The organism is Mycobacterium sp. TH-M25, assembly GCF_057473665.1.
The window spans coordinates 1-5,478 of sequence record NZ_JBYCLA010000457.1; the positions used below are offsets into that span (position 1 = coordinate 1).

The 5,478-nt window shown below is 64.6% G+C and carries 4 protein-coding genes; 2 read left to right on the forward strand and 2 right to left on the reverse strand.

Features of this window, described 5'->3' with window-relative positions:
- Positions 1-400: 400 nt before the first annotated feature.
- On the reverse strand, positions 401-1,303 hold the full coding sequence (locus tag AC2VOU_RS15545) for an LLM class F420-dependent oxidoreductase (protein WP_486958183.1): 903 nt from the start codon (positions 1,301-1,303) through the stop codon (positions 401-403).
- Positions 1,304-1,326: 23 nt separating this feature from the next.
- On the reverse strand, positions 1,327-3,471 hold the full coding sequence (gene malQ, locus AC2VOU_RS15550; RefSeq protein ID WP_047316126.1) for a 4-alpha-glucanotransferase: 2,145 nt from the start codon (positions 3,469-3,471) through the stop codon (positions 1,327-1,329).
- A gap of 187 nt (positions 3,472-3,658) precedes the next feature.
- Here malQ and AC2VOU_RS15555 point away from each other — a divergent pair, with 187 nt between their 5' ends.
- Positions 3,659-3,814 (forward strand): hypothetical protein, encoded by a 156-nt coding sequence (locus tag AC2VOU_RS15555; RefSeq protein WP_156406751.1) that lies wholly within the window; start codon positions 3,659-3,661, stop codon positions 3,812-3,814.
- Between the two features lie 94 nt (positions 3,815-3,908).
- Positions 3,909-5,429, forward strand: coding sequence for a type VII secretion protein EccB (gene eccB / locus AC2VOU_RS15560; protein ID WP_486958182.1), 1,521 nt, complete (start codon positions 3,909-3,911; stop codon positions 5,427-5,429).
- Positions 5,430-5,478 lie beyond the last annotated feature (49 nt).

Consider the following 5,478-nt stretch of genomic DNA (forward strand, 5'->3'; position numbering starts at 1 on the left):
ACCACCGGCCAGGGGCGTGGTGGCGTCCTTGGGCGTTGACCGTCCAGCGTCCGTTGGCTGCTGGACGGCACCCGTGCGATTAACATCGATGTTACTCACGCGGCCGAAAATACCCGCTTCCCGCTGGATCTCAAGCCAACCCATCCGCTAGCGGAAATTACTGTTCAGCGCCCGAGAAAACGCTGCTGGCCAAGACCGCAGAGCCACTGTCTTCTGCAAACACGGTCTTTGGTGGCGGCTGTGAACTCGATGGCGTTGATCGTTAAGGCCCGGCAACTGATCCGCCAGCTCGGCGGTGACAGTGAAAAGCTTTGCTGCAGCGTCGGATTGACGTTCGTCTACGGTGGCGGCGTACCGGTGCACCAAATCGCTGAGGGCCGCCCGGTTCGGTATGTGAGTGTCAGGCCGGTTCACGAGGCTCCGCTGAGGCCAACGACAGCCGCTGCGCGCAGGCCGACAGGACGTCTTTGGCCTGTTCAATATCGGTGGTCGGCGGCATCGCCAACACGATCCGGTCGGCGCCCTGATCAATCAGGGCGCCGGCGCGCTCGGCATCGATCTTGGTGACCAGGTGGCCCAGCGACACCTCAAGCTGCGCCGGGTCGCGGCCCGCAACCGATGCTTCCTCGCGCATCCACCCGATCAGTGACGCGAGCCGCGGACCGGTGACGCCGAGCGGTTGGAAGCCGTCACCCAACCGGCCAGCTCGGCGCGCGGCCGCCCGGGTGTGTCCACCGATATGAACCGGAAGATGTTCGCCAGCAACTGGTTTCGGGTAGCACATGGCATTCTCGAAGTTAAAGAACTCGCCGTGATACGACGCCCCGTGGAGCTGGTCGGCCCACAGTGCCCGCAAGACGGCCAACTGCTCGTCGGCTCGCCGGCCCCGACTGTCAAACTCGGCGCCACAGGCCTTGAGCTCTTCCTTGAGCCAACCCATACCCACGCATAGCCGGAGTCGGCCGCCGGAGAGCGCATCAACCGTGGCGGCGCGTTTGGCGAGCACGACGGGATGATGGTTGGGCAGTACCAACACTCCAGTGGCCAATCCCAGCTGGTTCGTCTGGCCGGCTAAAAACGCCAGCAGATCAAGCGGGTCAGGGATGGGGCAGTCAGCTGCCAGACCAACTCGTCCGGAACTGTCATAGGGATAGACGCTGTCGTAGCGGGTGGCCAAGACGGTGTGCTCGACGACGATGATCGATTCGAACCCGCACAGCTCAAGATGGCTGGCAAAGCTGACCATCCAGTCTGGGCTCGCGGTGACACCGTCAGCGACTGGTGCGACGACCCCGACCTTCACGCGGACAGTCATGGCACCCGAAGTTAGCAGCTAGGCGCAGCCGAGATCTGAGCGCGCACAGCCTCGGCCAAGGCCGCCGCCCTGCGATCGGTGAAGACGTCTTCAAGCAGCAGCGGCTGGCCGTCGGGGCCGGTCAGCGGAATCCTCCAGTTGGGGTATTCGTCGGTAGTGCCTGGCTGATTCTGGGTCCGGCGGTCACCGACTGCGTCGGTCAGTGCCACCCCTAACAGCCGCGAGGGCGTTCGGCCCAGATACCGATAGAGGGCCAGCACAAGCTGTTCCGGGTCGTCGTCCTGATCTCCCAGCAGCCCGACCCGGCGCAGCTCACGCATCCAGGCTTCCAGTTCGGCGCGGTCGGACTCGACTTCATCTTCGCCCGGTCGGGTCAACAGTCCCAGTGACTCCCGTAGCCGCACATGGTCGCCAGCCAAGTAGCCGGCGGTCGGCGGCAGATCGTGGGTGGTGACCGACGACAAGCAGTACTCGCGCCAACGCTCAGCCGGCAATGGACCGCCAGTTCCGTCTCGATCCAGCTCAAACCAGAGGATCGAAGTGCCCAACAGACCCCGTAGTAGTAGGTAGTCACGCACCCACGGTTCGACCGTGCCGAGGTCCTCCCCGACGACGAGCGCCCCGGCCCGGTGCGCTTCCAAGGCGACGATGCCGACCATCGCTTCATGGTCGTAGCGCACGTAGGTACCTTGGTTTGGCGGTGCCCCCTCCGGGATCCACCACAGCCGGAACAACCCGATGATGTGGTCGATCCGTACCCCACCGGCATGGCGTAGCACAGCCTGGATCACCGCACGGAACGGTCGATACTCCAGCTCATCTAACCGATCCGGCCGCCATGGTGGCTGCGACCAGTTTTGGCCGAGTTGATTGAATTCATCTGGCGGCGCGCCCGCGGTTACGCCCCGCGCCAGCACATCCTGTAACGCCCACGCGTCGGCCCCATTCGGGTGCACGCCGACAGCCAGGTCGTGCATGATGCCCAACGACATTCCGGCTCGCACCGCATGTGACTGTGCCGCCGCGAGCTGCTCGTCGAGCTGCCATTGCAGCCAGCGGTGGAAATCGACGGCATCCGAATGTTTTTCGACGAAACGAGCGACACCGACGCCGGCCGGATGCTGCAGAAAACTCGGCCAGCAGTGCCAGTCGCCGCCGTAACGTTCGGCCAACGCGCACCAGGTGGCGAAGTCGTCGAGCGCGCGTCCTTCACGTTGGCAGAAGGCGGCGTAAGCCATCTGGCGGCCTGCTGATCGCGGTACTCGATGCAGCAGCAGGAGCGCCGCCCGCTTGGCCACCCAGGCGCTGTCACGGTCGATGGTGTCGAGTTGGCCGGCGCGTTGCTGGACCTCGGTCCGCAGCTCCCGTACCCGGCCACGCGTCTTCAGGTCGGAGAATTCCGGGATTGCTTCGACGCGAATATATAGCGGATTAAAGAAGCGTCGCGAAGTCGGCAGATACGGCGACGGCTCCATGGGAATCGTCGGGGTGGCCGCGTGCAAGGGATTGATCAGTACATAGTCAGCGCCGTGCCGGGAAGCCGACCAGACTGCGAGGTCTGTCAGATCGGTGAGATCACCAATACCCCACGACTGCCTCGACCGCACGCTATACAGCTGCGCGGCGAGGCCCCACGCCCGGCGGGTGCCGAGCTGCTCCGGCAGACCGACCCAATCCGGTGTCACGATGAGCGCTGTGCTGGTCTGGGAGTCGCCGGACCGTAGCTGCACGCGGTGGTAGCCCAGCGGCAGATCGGTGGGCGTCACGAAGCTGGCCTCGCCGATCCAGCGTCCGTCCAGATCGAAAGGCGGAGTGAAGTTGTCGACCTGCTGCAGCCCGCCCCGTTTCGTGCCGTCCTCGAGCTGTAACCACACTTCGGCGGGAGCGCCGTGGCTCACATGCACCCAGAATCGTGCCTGGGCACCGGCGCGGGCGACGATTGTGGCCGGCATCTGACGTGCCCAATAGGACCTACGATGCACGGTCAGGGCGGTGTTGCGGTCTTGCTCGGTACCGGCTGCCACACCGAGGGCGGCAAGCGCAGCGACCAGCGTCGTCTCAGCGACGTGCACCTGACCGCCGGTCCAGTCCGCATACCCGGTCGCGATGCCAAACCGCCTGGCAAGTTCGACGAGCGAGGGCGCGAGCTCAGCCATGCCGCCAATCTTGCGTCCCGGACGCGCCCCGTGACGACGCGGCCCGCTCAATGGTCCCCCTGGGAAGGTTTGTCGAGTGACTATTGCGCAGGTCAGCGAGGCGCAGGCCGGAGTGGACGCTTAGCAGGACGAGCTAGCCATCCACGACTACCATGCTGTGCAGGCGCGAAAATCTCCAATGGGGGACATGAAACGTGGCAGTTCAGTGGTCGCGGTGGCAACCGTCCACGCGACTGATGGCGCGATCCCGTCGACCGACCGGCTGATCGGACTCAAGAACGCTGGATTCAAGGATGTAGTCCGACGCCGAGATGGGCGGGTATACCGCACCATGGCCAAGTAAATGCGGGTGATTTACGGTTATCGATATGAGCAGCGCATTGCCCTAAATCCAGGTCAATATGCAGGCGTTTTCTTAGACCGGAAGGTGATCTAACGTGGCCGAAGAGAGCCGCGGGCAGCGGGGGTCGGGGTACGGCCTCGGCCTGTCGACACGGACCCAGGTGACGGGTTATCAGTTCCTGGCCCGACGAACCGCAATGGCGTTGACGCGCTGGCGCGTCCGCATGGAGGTCGAACCAGGTCGCCGCCAGACGCTGGCGGTGGTGGCATCGGTTTCCGCGGCATTGGTGGGCTGCCTGGGAGCGCTGCTGTGGTCATGTATCAGCCCATCCGGCCAGCTGAATGAGTCGCCGATCATCGCGGACCGTGACTCCGGCGCCCTGTACGTCCGGGTGGGGGACAGGTTGTACCCCGCCTTGAATCTGGCGTCCGCGCGGCTGATCACCGGGCGACCGGACAACCCGCACCTGGTTCGGTCCAGCCAGATCGCCACGCTGCCACACGGACCGCTGGTGGGCATCCCCGGCGCACCGTCGGAGTTCTCGCCCCAAACTCCGCAGACATCGTCATGGCTGGTGTGCGACACCGTGGCCACCTCGACCGGGGTTGGGTCGCCGTCAGGGGTGACGGTCACAGTGATCGACGGATCCCCAGACCTGTCCGGCCACCGGCGGGTGTTGAACGGCTCGGACGCGGTCGTGCTGAACTACGGCGGGGATGCATGGGTCATCCGGCAGGGACGCCGGTCCCGCATCGACGCCATGAACCGGTCGGTGCTGTTGCCACTGGGCTTGACGCCAGAGCAAGTCAGTCAAGCGCGTCCGATGAGCCGGGCGTTGTTCGACGCTTTGCCGGTGGGGCCCGAGTTGGTAGTGCCGGACGTGCCAAACCAGGGCAATCCGGCCTCATTTCCGGGCGCCCCGGGCCCGGTGGGCACGGTGATCGTCACGCCACAGATCAGTGGTCCGCAACAGTATTCGCTGGTGTTGGCTGACGGCGTGGAGACGCTCCCCCCGCTGGTGGCCCAGATCATGCAGAACGCCGGTAACCCGGGAAACGCCAAACCGATCACCGTCGAGCCCTATGCGTTGGCAAAGATGCCAGTGGTCAACAAGCTAGATCTGTCTGCCTACCCAGACACCCCGCTGCAGGTGGTCGACCTCCGAGAGAATCCGTCGACCTGCTGGTGGTGGGAACGGACCGCCGGTGAGAGCCGGTCACGTGTCCAGGTGATAACCGGACCGACCATTCCGATCAGCTCAGCCGACGTGAATAAAGTGGTGTCGTTGGTGAAGGCGGACACGACCGGACGCGAAGCCGACCAAGTCTACTTCGGTCCTAACTATGCGAACTTCGTTGCGGTCACCGGCAACAATCCGGCGGCTCAAACAACGGAATCGCTGTGGTGGGTCACCCGGGCGGGAGCTCGGTTTGGGGTAGACGACACCAAGGACGCGCGCGAGGCATTGGGTTTGAAAGGGACGCCCAGCCTGGCGCCCTGGGTGGCGTTGCGGCTACTGCCGCAAGGCCCGACGCTGTCCCGAGCGGATGCATTGGTGGAGCACGACACGCTACCGATGGACATGACCCCTGCAGAGTTGGTGGTACCGAAGTGAAACGTGGCTTTGCGCGACCGACGCCGGAAAAGGCTCCGGTTATCAAACC